Source organism: Mycobacterium liflandii (assembly GCF_022354805.1).
Classification (GTDB): domain Bacteria; phylum Actinomycetota; class Actinomycetes; order Mycobacteriales; family Mycobacteriaceae; genus Mycobacterium; species Mycobacterium marinum.
Map to the genome: position 1 here is coordinate 3,534,746 of NZ_CP023138.1, position 15,053 is coordinate 3,549,798.

Here is a 15,053-nt window from a genome sequence, read left to right on the forward strand (position 1 = left end):
CTGTCCTGACGATGACCGGTCGTGGTGTCGCTGTGGCGGCACCACGGGCACGGCTGAACTGGCTACGACGGGCTGATGCCTCGCTACGGGCCGAGGAATGCGAGGAGTGGATGGTGCAGGCGAGGCCGCCGGGCGGCGCATTGTTGCTCTCGGCGGAGTCACGACGGCGGAATGTATGGAATGCACTGTGCTGTAGGTCTATTGAAGTTCAGTTTCTTGGGCTCGCATTCCGTGCGAGACGCGGTGGAAAGCAATCGAATTTCGTTGATGAGTCAGAAGGGGGAAGGTAGTGGTATTGCGGGTAGTTCCTGAAGGTCTGGTCGCGACCAGCGCGGCCGTGGAGGCGTTGACCGCTCGGCTGGCAGCTGCCAATGTTGCATTGGCGCCGCTGATTACTGCGGTGGTACCGCCGGCGGCTGATCCGGTGTCGCTGGAGGCGGCGATCGGGTTCAGCGCGCACGGTGTCGAGCATGTCGCCGTCACTACGGAAGGCATTGAGGAACTAGGCCGTTCCGGTGTTGGTGTGGGTGAATCGGGTCTGAGCTATGCCAGTGGTGACGCCGCTGCAGCGTTGACCTATGGGTTGTTCATGTGAGCTACTCGAGATGACGTCGCCCATTTGGATGGCTGCTCCGCCTGAAGTGCATTCAGCGTTGCTGAGCAGCGGCCCCGGGCTCGGACCGCTGCAGGCGGCCGCGGCCGCCTGGGCGGGCCTCGGCGAGAAGTTCGCGCTGGCGGCGGTTGACATCAGCTTTGTGCTTGGTGAAGTCAGCTGGCAATGGGAAGGCGCAGGCGCGGAAAGCTATGTAGCCGAAAACATTCGGTATAAGGCATGGCTGGCCGAGGCGGCCCTGGTGTGTGCCGAAGCTGCCGCAGCTCTTGAGGCCGCCGCAGCGGCATACAGCGGCGCGTTGGCCGAGATGCCAACGTTGACGGAGTTGGCCGAAAACCACACCGTGCACGAGGTGTTGGTCGCAATGAACTTCTTTGGCGTCAACGTGGCTCCCATCGCTCTAAACGAAGCCGACTATGTGCGGATGTGGATTCAGGCCGCTGGCGTGATGGGCGTGTATCAGGCCTGCTCGACCGCTGCGTTGGCGGCAGTGCCGCCAGCGGCTCCGGCACCGGTGCTGGTGAATCCCGGTATCGACGCGCCAGCCGTCGCGGTCAGCCACTTGGACATGCTTGCTGACAACGACGACTCGGGACACGCCGGATTCGGAAGCTTCATCGACACGGCATCCGTGCTCTCGGACGCCTCCTACTCAACCGCTTTCGGATCCATGTTCGATCAATCGAGCATCGGTGTGGATTGCGTTACCGTTGATGCCCATCACATCGGTGCTGCGTACTACGTCCACTATTGGCAGTACCAGTTTCTGCCGCAGTTCGGTGCTCTGCTCAACGAAAACCCCTCCCTAGCGGTCGGTCTCCTGTCCATGGTTCAGGCCGCCGCGGCCGGTGCTGTGGCGCCGGCCACCATCTCGCTGGCGGTGGGAGCCGGGGCTTCGTTGTCGGCCAGTTTGCCGCTGGCAATCACCCAGCATCTCGGAGACGTGCCGATTTCCGTTGGGGATCAAGGGTCTTACCGTGATGTGCTGCGCGGGCCGGATGAGGTGTCGGGGGTGGGCCAGGCTGCGCGGCCTTCATCGGTACACGACACTTCCGGCGTAGAGCCGATGCCGCTCGAGACCGGCAGCCAGCACGCGGGCACGTCGGGCTTTGCCGGAACTACTGTCAGCAAGGCGGTGGTGCAACCGGCCGGGCTGGCGCTCTTCGGCGGTGATGAATACGGGCGCGGTGCAGCCAGTCCGCTGTTGCCCAGTCTCTGGCAAACAAACTGTTTCGCCCCGGTGGGCGAGAACAGGATGGTGGAGCTGGCGTTGTCATAGGTAGTACGCCGAAACATATCGATAGAAAGGACATTTATGAGTCTGTTGGATGCCCACATCGGCCAGTTGGTGGCCTCGCAGTCGGCGTTTGCCGGCAAAGTCGGGCTGATGCGTCACACCATCGGTCAGGCGGAGCAATCGGCGCTGTCGGCGCAGGCCTTCCACATCGGCGAGTCCGCGACGGCCTTTCAGGCCGCGCATGCCCGCTTTGTGGAGGCCGCCGGAAAAGTCAACACCCTGCTGGACGTGGCGCAGGCAAACCTCGGGGATGCCGCGGGCACGTATGTGGCTACCGATGCCGCCGCCGCATCGAGCTATCCCGGCTTCTGAGTTTTCCAACACGTTGCCTCGAGGAAAGGATCCATATGTCACAGATCATGTACAACTACCCGGCGATGCCGGCTCATGCCGGCGACATGTCGGGCTATGCCGGCTCGCTGCACGGCCTGGGTGCTGATATCGCCGCCGAGCAGGCCGCGCTGTCCAATGCCTGGCAGGGCGATACCGGTGTGACCTACCAAGGTTGGCAGACCCAGTGGAATCAGGCCATGGAGGACTTGGTGCGCGCCTATCAGTCGATGGCAAGCACCCATGAATCCAATACCCTGGCCATGAGCGCTCGTGACCAAGCCGAAGCGGCTAAATGGGGCGCCTAGTGCGCTCGTCGGTAAAGTTCGCCGGCCTAGGCCGGCACGTACGTCGGAATATGCTCTAGCAGTTAGTGATTGCCGGACGGTCGGCAGCATCGATTACCAGCGCGGTGGTTTCGCGGCCAGCGCGCTGTGGATGGTGCTGTCGGCACCGGCTCAGCTTGGCCTTTGGGTTACTTGCGTTGTGAGACGCCCTCCCAAAACTGTTGGTGAACAGAGCTTCTCTCGCCTTGACGGCGCTGTCTCGGTGCAATGCCCGACATCGAACAGGACAACGTCTGGAATGTTTCAGGGATGTGATCGGCGGTTCGGATACGTAGATCACAGTGCATTTTCGTCACGTTTCGCTTCTCGCCAAGCACTAAACGGCTGCAACCCAGAAATATTCGCCTTGCGAGAAGGAGAATCCGAATGACCGACGTGCTTGCGATCGACGCCGAGGGGCTCGACCGGCTGTCCTGTGGCGCCAAGGCGGACCCCAGCGCGGGTAAGAAGACGCTCAAGGCCAAGACAGTGTGTGAAGCCGGCTTTCGCAACATGACCTACGTGCGGGACCTGGCGCCGGTGCTCGTCGGCGAACCGCCGTCGCTGCTCGGCTATGACTCGGCACCAAACCCCTCCGAGACCACGCTGGCCGCCGTGGGGTCATGTATCTCGGTGGGCCTGCTGGCCAACGCGACCCACCGTGGCGTCGCCTTGACCAAAATCGAGGTCGAGATGGAAGCCGACATCGACATCTCCGCCGTGTGGGGCGTAGGTGACACCCCGGCCGACAAGCTCCTTGGTTTCACCGCGGTACGGTGCAAAGTCAGCCTCGCCGGCGATGCCGACGAAGCGACGCTCAACGAGATCCACGACAACGCGATCGCGTGGTCGCCCGTGGTGAGTACCTTCCGCCGGCCGGCAACTGTCTACTCGACACTGAAGATCGGCTAGGCGGTTCGTCATGAGCCATAACGCGAGCAGGTCGTGCCCGGCCGCGGAACTATTCCACCCCGGCTCCGTACGGGTCGAGCATCGTCGCGGGCCCCTCGGTGATCGGGTGATCTTTCGCGGCAGGTTTTTTCTCGGCTACCCCTGCAACAGCACTGAACAGGAGGTCCCGCTGTGACCGCAACCGTGGATGCCGCGACTGATTTGCTGCATTCGGAGCTGCTAGCTGAAATTCGCGCTCATGCCAGTGCGTTGGACCGCGGGGACGGAACCGCACGTCGGAGCTTTCCGGGCCTTGGCGCTGTCGGAGTGCTCGGGCTGGGCGCACCGGGTAACTCCGACGGGTGCCTGCCCCAGATGGCGGAGGCGATCTCCGTCATCTCGGGGGAGTGTATGAGCACCGGATTTAGTGTCTGGCCAGTCGCATGGCTGTCGAGTACCTGCTCAACGCCGCAACGGAATACAGCCTCGCCGTCGTCGGCCCCCTGCTAGCCGGCGCTGCACTGGGGATTAGCGGCATGGCAGCAGCATTCAAAGAGGCGGCCGGTTGTGGCGACCTGGAGCTGACCGCCAGACCGGTCACGGGCGGCTACCAGCTCAGTGGGTCGATCCGGTGGGCCAGCAACCTCTACCAGGACTCTGTGTTGGTGACGGCGGCACGCACCGAGCGAGGCGAGAAGCTGATCGTGGCTCTGCCGTTGGCCACCCCAGGCGTTGCCGTCGGGGATCACTTCGAGCTGTTGGCGATGGGCAGCACGGCGTCGTCGCAGCTGGAACTTCAGGATGTGTACGTCGCGTCGGAACAAGTTCTGTCCACCGACTGCGGGGGATTCCTCGACGCGGTCCGCCCGACATTCTTGGTGCTGCAGTCGGCCATGTGCATCGGCCTGGCCAGAACCGCATTGGCGCAGAGCAGGATCGCTCTGGCCGGGGTGAACTCGGTCTATGCTCCCGATCTCGACCTCATCGCGGAACGGCTTGCCCTGGCCGAGTCCACGTTGTCCGGTGCGGCCGCGTCGGTCGGCACACAGCGGCCTGCGGGCCGGCGCGAGTTGCTCTCGCTGCGACTCAGTTCCGCGAAGATCGCCTGTGCTAGTGCTGACCTGGAGATACGAGTGGCCGGAGGCAAAGGCTATGCGAGTAGGACGCCGACGAACCGCCGCTACCGTGAGGCTGCCTTCCTTCCGGTGCAGTCGCCATCTGAGGCCCAGCTGCGCTGGGAACTGGATAGATGCCGTTGAGTGACCGTGTGGGTCAACGATGACCCCGACCGCGGTACCCCCCGAGCCCACATCCGAGCACATGGTCGGCGGCATCCCGCTGGCCAGCTTGGTTCGGGACTACCACAGGCAGATGGTGAATTTCGCTCGCACCATGGTGAGTCCGCCGACGATAGCCGAAGAAGCGGTACAGGAAGCGTGGGTGCAGGTCATCCAGTCTTCGGACTCCTTCGAGGGGCGATCGTCGGTGGCAACCTGGCTATTCGGCATCGTTAAGAACACCGCATCGCGGTACCGGCGCCGTGACTCACGGATCCGTGCGCACGAGGTGCTGGCCACCGAAGAAATCGATCCGCTCTCTGGGCGCATGCATCCCGCCGGCCATCCGGATGCCGGGCACTGGAGCGTGCCGCCGTCGAGGCGGTTCATCCCAGAAGATCAAACTGTGGCGGAGGAAACCGTCGGTTTCGTAAGGGCGGCGCTGGATGCGCTGCCACCATGCCAGCGACGACTGGTCATCCTGCGCGATCTGTTAGGGATATCTGCCGAGGAGGCAGCCCATACTCTTGAGCTGTCCGCCGAAGCGCAACGCGCTTTGCTTTACCGGGGGCGAGGAAACCTTCGCGCCGAACTGGAGAAGCGCTACCAACGATGACCGTCTACGACAACACAGTTCCTGCGATTGACTGCGTCGAGTTCGTCCACCTCGTTGATGACCTGGTTGATGCGGATCCGCAGCAGTGGGGAGCGATTGTGGAAAAACACCTGCAGGACTGTCCTCCGTGTCTCGTCTACCTGCAACAAATGCTCGATCTGAAGATCCTGCTCAACGTCGCCTTCGACGGGGAGAAGCTCAGCAACGAGCAGATCGCGGGGGTCATCAACGCGATCAACGCGTTTCGCGCCAGCGAGCAGTGAGGTGTTCGCGGGTCAGCCTGGGCGGCAATGTGGGGTCCATGGACTCTGCTGCTCAACGCGGTCTGTCGTATACGGTCAGGTCGGGACTCAAACCAGGGCGATCTGGTGCCGGGATCCCGGTTGGCCTATCGCTCGCCAGGTACCTGGGCCCGACGCGAGGAGTATGGAATGTCGAGTGGTGCAAAGAAATATGGAATCTTGGTCGCTGTTGACGGCTCCGCGCAGTCGGATGCCGCGGTAGCCTGGGCCGCCCGCGAGGCGGGTCTTCATCGCACACCCATCACCTTGATGCACGGGGTGGCCCCCGTGGTCGTCGGTTGGCCTGTTGGCCAGCTGTATGCGGAAATGCCTGATTGGCAGCGGGACGAAGCCAACAGCGTGATGGAGCGGGCCCGTAAGGTCCTCTCGGAGGCGCTGGGTGATTCGGAGTCGCCAGACGTGCGCACAGAGGTCGTCTATTCCAATGTGGTGGCCGCGCTTATCGAAGCCTCAACGCAGGCCTCGATGGTGGTAGTGGGCAGCCAGGGGATGGGCGCACTGGGCCGCATGCTGTTGGGCTCGGTCTGCTCGGCGCTGCTTCACCATGCCCATTGTCCGGTCGCGGTGGTTCACTCCGATAGCGGCGCGGCTCCGGACCCAGGCGCGGCCGTGGTCGTGGGTATCGATGGATCACCGGCCGCGGAAGCCGCCACCGCTATGGCGTTCGAAGAGGCGTCCCGCCGGGGCGTGGACCTGGTAGCCCTGCATGCATGGAGCGACGTTGGCGTGTTTCCCATCCTCGGTATGGATTGGCGCGAGCGTGAGAGTCAAGGAGAGGAGATCCTGGCTGAGCGCCTGGCGGGCTGGCAGGAGCAGTACCCCGATGTGCACGTCAAGCGTTCGTTGGTCTGCGACAAGCCCGCGCATTGGCTGCTCGAGGAAGCTCAGCACGCACAGTTGGTGATCGTCGGAAATCGGGGCCGCGGAGGGTTCCCCGGCATGCTCCTGGGTTCGGTCAGCTCGACGGTGGCCCACTCGGCGAAAGTTCCGGTGATCGTCGTCCGTCCCGCCTAGTGGCAGCCGCCCGACAAAGGTCTTTGGTCCCTGCTCGTCAGGCCTTTCGATAGACGCGGGTATCGCCAGGTGTTTTGTAACTTGTGGCCATGACCTATGTGATCGGCCGAGAATGCGTGGACGTCGCCGAAAAGTCGTGTACTCAGGAATGCCCTGTTGATTGCATCTATGAGGGCGCTCGCACGATGTACATCAACCCCGATGAGTGCGTTGATTGTGGTGCCTGCAAGACGACCTGCCGGGTGGGCGCGATCTACTGGGAAGAGGACCTTCCGGACGAGCAGCGACACCACCTCGCCGACAATGCGGCTTTTTTCCGCGAGATCCTGCCGGGCCGCGACGCACCGCTCGGCTCGCCGGGCGGTGCGGATACAGTGGGGCGCATCGGTGTCGACACACCTTTGATCGCTGCCATGCCGCCAAGCGGCTTGTAATCGGAGGAGCACGGACATGTCCACACTCGGAAAGCGTCTCGGCGTTGTCGTTGGAGTCGACGGTTCACCGGCATCGAATGCCGCCGTTTGCTGGGCAGCCCGGGACGCGGCGATGCGGAATCTGCTACTGACCGTGGTCCACGTGGTCAACACCGATGTGGCGACGTGGCCGCCGATGCCTTATCCCGATACCTGGGCCGTGTGGCAGGAAGACGAGGGGCGCAAGGTCATTGCCGGTGCGGTCAAGATCGCCGAGGAGTCGGTGGCGGGGGACCGCGAGCTCACCATCAAAAGTGAGATCGTCTTCTCCTTGCCGGTACCGACCATGGTCGAGATGTCCGCCGAGGCAGAACTGATGGTCGTGGGCAGCTCTGGGCACGGAGCGCTGGCCCGGGTGCTACTGGGTTCGGTCAGCTCGAGCCTGGTGCGACGTGCCAGCTGTCCAGTGGCGGTCATTCGCGACGAAGATCCGATGATCCCGGATCCGCTGCATGCGCCGGTCCTGGTGGGGATCGACGGCTCCCCGGCTTCGGAGCTGGCTACCGCGGTCGCGTTCGATGAGGCATCACGCCGCGGCGTCGAGCTGATCGCGGTGCACGCGTGGAGTGACCAGGATGTGGTCGAACTACCGGGCCTGAACTGGTCGACGATGGAAGCCGAAGCCCGGCTGAGCCTCGCTGAGCGGCTGGCAGGCTGGGAGGAACGCTATCCCGATGTGACCGTCCGGCGGGTGGTCGTATGCGACAAACCCGCTCATCAGCTGGTCGAAATGTCGCAAACCGTTCAACTGGTGGTTGTCGGCAGTCACGGCCGTGGCGGCATCACCGGTGTGCTGCTCGGCTCGGTGAGCAACGCGGTCGTGCATGCCGTGCGGATGCCGGTGATAGTGGCGCGGTCATCGTGATTCGGTTTCGCTACATCCGATGACGGCGCCGATTTCAGCGGGCTCCGCCGTGCAGGCGATGAATCAACGCCATTTCATGATCTGACCAAATACCTTTTCGCGCTTCGGTAGTCGCCTCGGCGGCCGGATCGCGTACCCCGCGCAGTCGCATGCAATCGTGTCTGGCGGTGATGATGCACATGGCTCCGGAGGGGTTGAGCCTGCGCATTATTCCGTCCACCGCTTGCTGTCCGATGCGCTCTTGTACCTGCAGCCGTGCGGCGTAACCGTCCACCAGCCGGGCCAGTTTGGACAAGCCGACGATGCGCTGGCCCGGATGCGGGCGGTAGGCGATCGTGGCGGTGCCGGTGAACGGCAAGAGATGGTGTGCGCAGGTGGAGGAGAACGAAATGCCGTGCATGACGATCAGTCCCGGGTCATCGGGAGCGGGAAAGTCGGTAGCGAGCTGGTCCTCCGGTACCTCGTGATATCCCCACAACATCTCTCGCCACGCTCGTGATCTCTCGCCACGCTCGTGCGACGCGCGCGGGCGTCCCGGCGGTGTGCTCTCCGTCGTCCACGCCCAGTGCGTCGAGTAACTGCTGGACGGCGCATTCGACGGCCAGGTCTGGGTTGTTGTCGTACCACGCCGGTGAATTCATCGGGCGCCGGCCCGAATGCGGGTAGCCCGAATTCGGGTGGTAGGACGCCGCCCCGTACGCGACGCCGTCATTTGTCATTTGCCAGGCGCTGGGCCGCAACGGCGGCATCTGGTAGCGCCCCTGGTGGGGTGCCGATGGCATGGCGCTTATCCCACCGCCCGAATCATCTGGCAGGCGGCGATGGTCACGATGTTCACGTTGGAACCCTCTTGCTTGCGGGGGTGTCAGCCAAGAGCGCGCGACTTGGTCACTGCTCCACTGTCATGGTGCCGCCGCGGCGCGCCGTTGTCTGTCGGCTGATCAGTCATGAATGGGGGTGAAAGAGATGTCCCCCGATTGAGGGAAGCGGGCCAGGTACTCGCGGATACCTTCCAGATGCTTGCCGCCAAGCGATACGCCGACAGCCCCGTGTCATCAGCTAAAACCCAAAGCGTGCAAGTAATTTGGCGACTAAGCGCTGCTGTTGTGTGGCGTCCAACTGCGGATGTGTCTGGGCGAAGCGCGGCTGTTGTCAACTCCGGCAAGGTTTAGCGTCCGGCGGGACGGCCGCGCTTCGCCCAGTAGTGGATCAGGCTTCTATCACCTCAGGATGCGCACCGTTTTCGCTGATGGTTTTGTCGCCAGCACCTCTGGTGATCGAAATCTTACGCGGCTTGGCCTTTTCGGCCACCGGGATCTGCAGCTTCAGCACACCTTCCGTGTAGGAGGCCGCGATCCTGGCGGTGTCGAGGTTCTCGCCAAGTACTAGCTGGCGGCTGAATACTCCACGGGGTCGTTCGCTGGCCAGCATCTCTCGATTCGGGTCCACGGCCGGCCGTTCGGCGCGAACGGTCACCACATTGCGTTCGATGTCGATGTCCAGGGAGTCGGCGTCTATGCCCGGCAGATCGAACTCGACGACGAATTTGTCACCCTCTCGCCACGCGTCCATCGGCATTACCGCTGGTCGGGCCGACGTGCCAAGCACTTGCTGGGCGAAGCGGTCCAGGTCGCGGAACGGGTCGGTACGCATCAACATTGCGGCCACCTCTCACTCCAATCCTGTAATTGGTAGTTCAATTTATCTATGTCAGACGACATAGATTTATGTATAACACTATCGGTAGCACAGCGCAAGTGTGATAGACAGGTTTTCTGCGCGAGGGGTAGTCGAGGAGGTGGCCATGGCCGATCGTCCCGGCCACGCCGGAGGGCCGGCCCCCGATGTCGGCGTGTACGGCATCTCGGTGACGGCGGAGCTTTCGGGTATCGCGGTGCAGTCGCTTCGTCTGTATGAGCGCCATGGGCTGGTGACCCCCGCGCGTAGCGAAGGTGGTACCCGCCGTTACAGTGCCGATGATCTGGTCCGGCTGCAGCGCGTCAGCGTCCTCATCGAGGCCGGCATCAATCTGGCCGGAATCTCACGCATTCTTAACCTCGAAGACGACAATGCCGCTCTGGCTGCGGCGAATTGCGACCTGCTGGCCAGCAATCGCTCCCTGCGCGATGCCGCGAGGGCGGCCGTGAGATTGATGAACCATGGGCGGTCCGCCGAGAACGGTGAGGGCGGCGACACTTCTTGACAGGTCCGCGCAATGCGGTCGAAAACCGTTTAGCTGCAGTCCATTACCTAGACTCGCGCGCTGTGGGGCCGGTACCGTGACCCGTTTGCAAGCCGATGGGCCCAGTCCGCCATTCGGACTGAGCCCATCGGAGGGTGCTGACTACTGATTGGCCTTCTGGCGCTCTTCGGCGACGTCGGCGCCGCGGCGAGCAGCTTCTGCCTCGGCTTCCTTCTTGGCCGCGTCACGCTGAGCGTCGGCCTTGTCCTGCTGGGCCTGACCCTCGCGCTTGACGTCATCGCGACCGGTCACGGCTCCAAAGACTTCCTTTGCCTTGCCCTTGGCGCCTTCAACGACGCCCTCGACAGCTTCTTGGGGGCCACTCTTGTCCGCCATGGATTCCTCCTTGATGCTTGTTGTCAAACGGCTACCGCGCAGTTCGATCGGTGCGCTCAGCCAGCAGAGTCCGGAGCACTAGCGCGTCTTCTTCACGTCTGGATCCGGAATTCCCCTGCACGAAGAGGGGTTTCCAGAAGGCTTCAGGCTCAAACGTGTGGCCTGAGTCACCTCGAGCGGCCCAGGCAGTCACCCGCGGCTGGTTGGGCCGTGGTCAGCTGGGGCGCGGTGGAGCCGACCCGCGCCGCAGATGCAGGAGCGGAAACGGACGCCCGTCGCCATCGGTTTCCGAGCGCCCGAACGTCACGAAACTGTGGCGATGATAGAAGCCGACGGCTTGCGGATTCTGCTCGTTCACATCGACCAACAGGTCCGGAATTGCGGCCAACGCAGCGCGCAGCAAGGCAGAACCGGCGCCGCGTCCGCGAAACTGCTGATCAATAAACAGCATTTCCAACTTCCCGTCGGCGATTCCGGAGAACCCCACCGGTAAATTCTCGGCGACCGCGACCGTCAGCGCAACCAGTCCCAGGTACTCATTGGCCAGCTTCGTCTCGTAGAAGTCGATATCGTCGGCGGTCAAGAAGTGGTGAGTCGCCTCGACCGCGCCGCGCCAGATTTGCACCAGCGCAGGCCATTCAGCCTGCCCACGACACGGCCGCAGCAAAAACTCGTTGGGCGCATTCATCCGACCAGGCTAGGTCAGCCGCGGCTCGTGCCTAACAGCGCGGGTCCGGCGGTGGACATCGGCACTAACTGGCTTGCAGCGCGCGGTCGGCCCATGAGCACGGGGCGACCGTGTCACGTGCTGCCCGCATCACCGTCCGGTCCGGCCGCACCAGCACCGCCTTGACTCCGCCGCGGCGCAGCCAATCGGCAAGGCTACTCGCGGGCGGGGTGACCACCACCAACACATCGCGCCGGCGCAAGAGCAGTTCCTGGGCCTCGCCCAGTGACGTCGAGGTGATGACGGCAAACCGCGTCCCGATCACAGCGTCGAGTCGTTGGCCTTCGGGCAGTAGTGGATTAGGGCATAGCGAGCCGGCGAGCTGTCGTGATCGGCCGAGCCGATGTGTCTTGTGCACCAACGCCGAAGCATGCAGTGCGGGCGTGGTCGAGTCGCTGATCTTGTCGCGCAGGCCGGGAACGAAACGGACTCGGGGTAGTAGGGCGCGGCGAACAACGTTGCCCAACCGGCCGCCGCCGGTCATGAACTGACCGATGGCCAGCGCCAGTCGGATCAGCTGGCGGGTGTGCGGTTTGCGTTCCTGCTGGTAGGTGTCAAGGGCATCTGCGGTCAGAGTGCCGCATCGGACGGCGGCAATCTTCCAACTGAGGTTCATCGCGTCGCGCAGTCCGGCTCCCATGCCCTGGCCGATGAACGGGGGAGTGAGGTGCGCTGCGTCCCCCAGGATGAAGATGTTGCCGCGGCGCCACTGGTCGGCGATTTGAGCGCGGAACGTGTATTCGGCGACGCGCAACAGGGTGGGTCTCCCTCCGCGATGTCGGTAGTCCACGGTGCGATCAGCGGACGCAACGCGCTTATCGAGTTGAAATCCTCGGTACGTTCACCGGGGCGTAGCTGAAACTCCCACCGATAGCGAGATTGCCCGATGCGCATGTAGGTGGCGGCGCGAAACGGATCGCACACTTGGTACACGCCGTCCCACTGCGCCAGGTCGCACTCGGTGGCCACATCCACGACCAGCCAGCGTTGCTGGAAGTTCAGATCCGCCATCGTGGATCCGATGTGGCTGCGGACCATGCTGTTGGCGCCGTCGCAGCCCAGTACGTATTCGGCGTCGACATGGTGGACCCTGCCGTCGGATCGATCGGTAAACGTAACGCGCAGCAGTTCGTTGGTATCGCAGATCTCGATGACCTCCGCGCCGCCACGCAATTGCGCGTGTGCGTAGCGCTTGAGGTTTGCCCGCAGCAAGGTCTCCAACTCCGGCTGGTCGAACATGTTGGCTTGCGGGAAGCCATGGAGGCTGCGTGCGGGGTCGCGATGGAATTCGGTGAGCACGTTGAATCGGTTGTCGAGCAGCCGCAAACCCTGCGTCGGCCGAGAGATTGCCGCAAATTCGTCGGCGATGCCCAGACGAGCGATCACCCGGTAGATTTCGTCGTCGAGGTGTACGGCCCGGGGCTGTGGGTACACGTCGGTCCAACGTTCCAGAACCATGGATTCGACGCCGTATTGGGCCAGTAAGGTCGCGGCGGTGATGCCGGTTGGCCCGGCGCCGACGATGACGACAGGTACCTGCCGGATCGTCTGGAATGGCTTGTCACTCACGCGTATCGCACAGCGGTGTGTTGGGTTCCGAGGTCGATGAGATCATCGTCGGTGCGCACCGAGGCTTCGACGATGTCACCGTCTTGAAGGTATTTCGGGTTGCTGGCCTGACGCTTGAAGAACGCTTTCCATTTGAGGGCCGGCGGCAACAGGTTTCCGATGATCTCGACCGGCTTGGGCGGCGCGCTGAGTGCGGTGCCCACCGGCGTGCTGGTGAGCACCAAGTCGCCGGGCGCGAGTTCCTGAAACTGGTTGAGTGATTGCAGGGCCTGCAGGGGCCGGTACAGCATGTCGCCCTCGACAAGGCTGTTCTGTCGCTCGTCACCATTCACGCTCAGTCGCAGTCGCAGTCGCAGTCGCAGTCGCAGCTCGCCGAAGCGCCGGAGTTCGTCGGCGTCGAGCAACACAAGCTGCGGTCCGATTGGTGTGAAGGTCGGGTAGGACTTGGCTTCATAGAATTGTGTCTGCGGAAGCTGAATGTCGCGTGCCGACACATCGTTGGCGACGACCAAGCCGGCGATGAAGTCGGCCAGATTCGCATCGGAGAGATTGGTTCCCAAGGGAATTGCCCGACCGATCACCAGCCCTATCTCCACCTCATAGTCGAGGAGTTGGACGTGTGCGGGCTTGACGATGTCGTCAAACGGGCCGGTGATCGATGCCGACGCTTTGCGGAAGAAGGTCAACGGAACCGCGGTCGGGTCCATCCCCGCATCCTTGACGTGCGATTCGAAATTGGTCATCTGAGCCACGACCCGGCAGGGTCGGGTCACCGGTGAGATCAGCTGGAGGCCGTCGATGGGTGTACGGTCGCCGCTGTTTGCAGCCAGGTCGATCGCGGCCCGGTCGGTAAGCAACTCGGCGGTGGTAACCGCGGCGGTGGCCACCTGCGCGGCTCCACTCGCGGTCTTTACCCACCAGCCGTCGGCGGTGTGCAGTACGGATATGGTCATAGGGAGGGAACTTTCAGTAGGCCGATGAGGCGGTTGAAGTCGAACTCATTGGTTGCCCGCAATGCGGTGATCATCGAAACTAGCTCGTGGCGAGCGGATTTCGGGCCGGTTCCGAGAAAGTCTTTGGTCGCCGGCGGCCCCCACTGGGCCAAGCCTGAAGCGGTCAACGGGGCCCAGCCGGGTTCGAGGCTGTTGTCGAACATGTCGCCATCGGTGAAGTGTTCGACAAGGAAGCCGTCGGGATCGCGCCAGTAGTCGAAGATCTGACTGCCTTGAATATGTCTGCCGATGCCCCACGAGCGAAAGTAGCCGCGCTCCTTGAGGTATTCGCCACCGGCGGCGAGGGCGTCGAGGTCACTTACCTGATAGGCCGAGTGCAGGTAGCGGTTGGCCGGACCCAGTGCCATCGCCAAGGTGTGGTGATCTGCCGGTGTCGAGCCGCGATCGCAGCGGATGAAGCTCATGGTGGGGCCGCGGTCGCGCTGACCGGGGAAGAACTGGAAGTCGCTGACGATCATCCCCAAGTGGTCCAGGTACCAGTTCAGCGCTTCGGCGTACCTGGTAGACTGCACCACCACATGGCCTAGCCGCTGTATCCGGGCGGGTACCCGCGGGGGCGCTGGGGAAGGTTGGCGCGTGACAGATCATGTCAGAAATTCAGAACGCTTGGTTGCTGCGTTGGAAGCGTGGGCAGTTCATCCATGCCCGCAACCACGCGTACCGCCATTCCACTGGGGTCGACCAGATCGACCGTAAGCCCGCCGATGGTCTCCGGCAGCGGTCGTGCGGTTGCCCCGCATTTATCGGCAAGACGCAGGACGTCGACCTCATCGCAGGCCCGGTAGGCCACGCCGGCGAATCGGGTCCGTGGCGCACGGCGCACGATCACACAGGCCGCGCCCGCATCGGTGCCACGCAACCGAAGCTCGTCGGGGCTGCGTCATGCGGTCTGTAGGCCGAAGGCGCGCGCGAACGCCTCGGTACGAACCAGATCCGGCTTCTCGAACTCGAGCCACGCCAGGTCGACAACTTTGATGATCGGATTACCGGACCTGCCGGGGTGTTCGTCAGGCCGGGCGCCCTGTTCGCTGTGCATGTCCTGATGTACGCCCTTCTTCAGGTCACCGCCGATGTCGACCATCGCGTCCACCGCCACTTCCTGGTCACTAACTGACGAAATCGTCACATACGAGGCGCCACTCGGTCAACATTTCTGACGAAA

16 protein-coding genes and 3 pseudogenes are annotated in these 15,053 nt (G+C 63.3%); 12 read left to right on the top strand and 7 right to left on the bottom strand.

Annotation, left to right across the window (positions count from 1 at the left end; genetic code table 11):
• The first annotated feature begins 289 nt into the window (after positions 1-289).
• The 11 genes and pseudogenes from CKW46_RS15835 (at position 290) to CKW46_RS15885 (ending at position 8,004) form a co-directional block, all read left to right on the top strand.
• On the top strand, positions 290-595 hold the full coding sequence (locus tag CKW46_RS15835) for a PE family protein (RefSeq protein ID WP_117435948.1): 306 nt from the start codon (positions 290-292) through the stop codon (positions 593-595).
• 10 nt (positions 596-605) lie between these two features.
• Positions 606-1,892 carry a PPE family protein gene (locus tag CKW46_RS15840; protein ID WP_117435949.1) on the top strand — a complete coding sequence of 429 codons (1,287 nt, stop codon included), beginning with the start codon at positions 606-608 and terminating at the stop codon, positions 1,890-1,892.
• A gap of 36 nt (positions 1,893-1,928) precedes the next feature.
• Positions 1,929-2,222, top strand: coding sequence for a type VII secretion system protein EsxG (gene esxG, locus CKW46_RS15845; RefSeq protein ID WP_012394694.1), 294 nt, complete (start codon positions 1,929-1,931; stop codon positions 2,220-2,222).
• Between the two features lie 35 nt (positions 2,223-2,257).
• A complete protein-coding gene (locus tag CKW46_RS15850) occupies positions 2,258-2,548 on the top strand; it encodes a WXG100 family type VII secretion target (RefSeq protein ID WP_015355730.1) in 291 nt (96 codons plus the stop codon).
• A 405-nt stretch (positions 2,549-2,953) separates the two neighbouring features.
• A complete protein-coding gene (locus CKW46_RS15855) occupies positions 2,954-3,478 on the top strand; it encodes an OsmC family protein (protein ID WP_117435950.1) in 525 nt (174 codons plus the stop codon).
• A 171-nt stretch (positions 3,479-3,649) separates the two neighbouring features.
• A pseudogene (locus CKW46_RS15860) lies at positions 3,650-4,716 on the top strand (acyl-CoA dehydrogenase family protein).
• Between the two features lie 19 nt (positions 4,717-4,735).
• On the top strand, positions 4,736-5,350 hold the full coding sequence (locus tag CKW46_RS15865; RefSeq protein WP_117435951.1) for an RNA polymerase sigma factor: 615 nt from the start codon (positions 4,736-4,738) through the stop codon (positions 5,348-5,350).
• On the top strand, positions 5,347-5,613 hold the full coding sequence (locus tag CKW46_RS15870) for an anti-sigma factor (RefSeq protein WP_015355734.1): 267 nt from the start codon (positions 5,347-5,349) through the stop codon (positions 5,611-5,613). Before CKW46_RS15865 ends, CKW46_RS15870 begins: the two co-directional genes overlap by 4 nt.
• Before the next feature lie 168 nt (positions 5,614-5,781).
• Positions 5,782-6,666 carry a universal stress protein gene (locus CKW46_RS15875; protein ID WP_012394689.1) on the top strand — a complete coding sequence of 295 codons (885 nt, stop codon included), beginning with the start codon at positions 5,782-5,784 and terminating at the stop codon, positions 6,664-6,666.
• 89 nt (positions 6,667-6,755) lie between these two features.
• Positions 6,756-7,100 (top strand): ferredoxin, encoded by a 345-nt coding sequence (gene fdxA / locus CKW46_RS15880; protein WP_012394688.1) that lies wholly within the window; start codon positions 6,756-6,758, stop codon positions 7,098-7,100.
• A 16-nt stretch (positions 7,101-7,116) separates the two neighbouring features.
• Positions 7,117-8,004 (top strand): universal stress protein, encoded by an 888-nt coding sequence (locus CKW46_RS15885; protein ID WP_015355735.1) that lies wholly within the window; start codon positions 7,117-7,119, stop codon positions 8,002-8,004.
• A gap of 34 nt (positions 8,005-8,038) precedes the next feature.
• On the opposite strand, the gene folE is transcribed toward CKW46_RS15885, so the two are convergent.
• Positions 8,039-8,485, bottom strand: a complete 447-nt coding sequence (folE, locus tag CKW46_RS15890) for a GTP cyclohydrolase I (protein ID WP_482053351.1) — start codon at positions 8,483-8,485, stop codon at positions 8,039-8,041.
• A 728-nt stretch (positions 8,486-9,213) separates the two neighbouring features.
• Positions 9,214-9,663 carry an Hsp20/alpha crystallin family protein gene (locus tag CKW46_RS15895; protein WP_012394685.1) on the bottom strand — a complete coding sequence of 150 codons (450 nt, stop codon included), beginning with the start codon at positions 9,661-9,663 and terminating at the stop codon, positions 9,214-9,216.
• Positions 9,664-9,808: 145 nt separating this feature from the next.
• Between CKW46_RS15895 and CKW46_RS15900 the strand changes: the two genes are divergently transcribed.
• On the top strand, positions 9,809-10,207 hold the full coding sequence (locus CKW46_RS15900) for a MerR family transcriptional regulator (protein ID WP_012394684.1): 399 nt from the start codon (positions 9,809-9,811) through the stop codon (positions 10,205-10,207).
• A gap of 141 nt (positions 10,208-10,348) precedes the next feature.
• Here the strand turns inward: CKW46_RS15900 and mbp1 are convergent, their stop codons facing one another.
• The 5 genes and pseudogenes from mbp1 to CKW46_RS15925 all read right to left on the bottom strand — a co-directional run bounded on the left by mbp1 (position 10,349) and on the right by CKW46_RS15925 (position 14,972).
• Positions 10,349-10,582 carry a microaggregate-binding protein 1 gene (gene mbp1 / locus CKW46_RS15905; RefSeq protein WP_012394683.1) on the bottom strand — a complete coding sequence of 78 codons (234 nt, stop codon included), beginning with the start codon at positions 10,580-10,582 and terminating at the stop codon, positions 10,349-10,351.
• 214 nt (positions 10,583-10,796) lie between these two features.
• Positions 10,797-11,270, bottom strand: a complete 474-nt coding sequence (locus CKW46_RS15910) for an acetyltransferase (RefSeq protein WP_015355737.1) — start codon at positions 11,268-11,270, stop codon at positions 10,797-10,799.
• A gap of 64 nt (positions 11,271-11,334) precedes the next feature.
• Positions 11,335-12,878: pseudogene (gene mhpA / locus CKW46_RS15915) on the bottom strand (bifunctional 3-(3-hydroxy-phenyl)propionate/3-hydroxycinnamic acid hydroxylase MhpA).
• Positions 12,875-13,831 (bottom strand): fumarylacetoacetate hydrolase family protein, encoded by a 957-nt coding sequence (locus CKW46_RS15920; protein WP_117435954.1) that lies wholly within the window; start codon positions 13,829-13,831, stop codon positions 12,875-12,877. The pseudogene mhpA and the gene CKW46_RS15920 overlap by 4 nt, the downstream one beginning before the upstream one ends.
• Positions 13,828-14,972: pseudogene (locus CKW46_RS15925) on the bottom strand (VOC family protein). The gene CKW46_RS15920 and the pseudogene CKW46_RS15925 overlap by 4 nt, the downstream one beginning before the upstream one ends.
• Between the last annotated feature and the right edge of the window lie 81 nt (positions 14,973-15,053).

Excerpts from the sequence above, each read along its gene's own strand:
- CKW46_RS15840 (WP_117435949.1), top strand. The coding sequence starts at position 606 with ATGACGTCGCCCATTTGGATGGCTGCTCCGCCTGAAGTGCATTCAGCG.
- esxG (WP_012394694.1), top strand. The coding sequence starts at position 1,929 with ATGAGTCTGTTGGATGCCCACATCGGCCAGTTGGTGGCCTCGCAGTCG.
- CKW46_RS15850 (WP_015355730.1), top strand. The coding sequence starts at position 2,258 with ATGTCACAGATCATGTACAACTACCCGGCGATGCCGGCTCATGCCGGC.
- CKW46_RS15855 (WP_117435950.1), top strand. The coding sequence starts at position 2,954 with ATGACCGACGTGCTTGCGATCGACGCCGAGGGGCTCGACCGGCTGTCC.
- CKW46_RS15865 (WP_117435951.1), top strand. The coding sequence starts at position 4,736 with ATGACCCCGACCGCGGTACCCCCCGAGCCCACATCCGAGCACATGGTC.
- CKW46_RS15870 (WP_015355734.1), top strand. The coding sequence starts at position 5,347 with ATGACCGTCTACGACAACACAGTTCCTGCGATTGACTGCGTCGAGTTC.
- CKW46_RS15875 (WP_012394689.1), top strand. The coding sequence starts at position 5,782 with ATGTCGAGTGGTGCAAAGAAATATGGAATCTTGGTCGCTGTTGACGGC.
- fdxA (WP_012394688.1), top strand. The coding sequence starts at position 6,756 with ATGACCTATGTGATCGGCCGAGAATGCGTGGACGTCGCCGAAAAGTCG.
- CKW46_RS15885 (WP_015355735.1), top strand. The coding sequence starts at position 7,117 with ATGTCCACACTCGGAAAGCGTCTCGGCGTTGTCGTTGGAGTCGACGGT.
- folE (WP_482053351.1), bottom strand. The coding sequence starts at position 8,485 with ATGTTGTGGGGATATCACGAGGTACCGGAGGACCAGCTCGCTACCGAC.
- CKW46_RS15895 (WP_012394685.1), bottom strand. The coding sequence starts at position 9,663 with ATGTTGATGCGTACCGACCCGTTCCGCGACCTGGACCGCTTCGCCCAG.
- CKW46_RS15900 (WP_012394684.1), top strand. The coding sequence starts at position 9,809 with ATGGCCGATCGTCCCGGCCACGCCGGAGGGCCGGCCCCCGATGTCGGC.
- mbp1 (WP_012394683.1), bottom strand. The coding sequence starts at position 10,582 with ATGGCGGACAAGAGTGGCCCCCAAGAAGCTGTCGAGGGCGTCGTTGAA.
- CKW46_RS15910 (WP_015355737.1), bottom strand. The coding sequence starts at position 11,270 with ATGAATGCGCCCAACGAGTTTTTGCTGCGGCCGTGTCGTGGGCAGGCT.
- CKW46_RS15920 (WP_117435954.1), bottom strand. The coding sequence starts at position 13,831 with ATGACCATATCCGTACTGCACACCGCCGACGGCTGGTGGGTAAAGACC.